The 398-nt window shown below is 33.4% G+C and carries 1 protein-coding gene; it reads right to left on the bottom strand.

Annotation, left to right across the window (positions count from 1 at the left end; genetic code table 11):
- On the bottom strand, positions 1 to 398 hold a 398-nt coding region (locus tag CRV01_RS13770; protein ID WP_258238417.1), incomplete at both ends, for a YDG domain-containing protein.

Here is a 398-nt window from a genome sequence, read left to right as displayed (position 1 = left end):
AGAGTCTGTTCCACTTATAGATATCCCTGCTATATTGACAGTTTTATTTTCACCTGCATTTTTATCTGTAAAATTAGCAGATGTATTTGATACAGTTACCGTATCTCCTGAGATGATACCAGCCAATGTTCCATTTACAATGGCATCTGTTGTTCCATCATAAACTTTATTATTAGCTGTATAATTTGCAGTGATATCTTTTTTTGTGATATCTGCTGTGGTTGTTGTATCACTTGAAATAGTATAATTTCCAGAGTCTGTTCCACTTATAGATATCCCTGCTATATTGACAGTTTTATTTTCACCTGCATTTTTATCTGTAAAATTAGCAGATGTATTTGATACAGTTACCGTATCTCCTGAGATGATACCAGCCAATGTTCCATTTACAATGGCAT

It is taken from the genome of Arcobacter sp. CECT 8983 (assembly GCF_004118855.1).
Lineage (GTDB): Bacteria > Campylobacterota > Campylobacteria > Campylobacterales > Arcobacteraceae > Halarcobacter.
The sequence above is the reverse complement of the archived record's forward strand: the minus strand, read 5'-3'. Positions and strand labels throughout refer to the sequence as shown.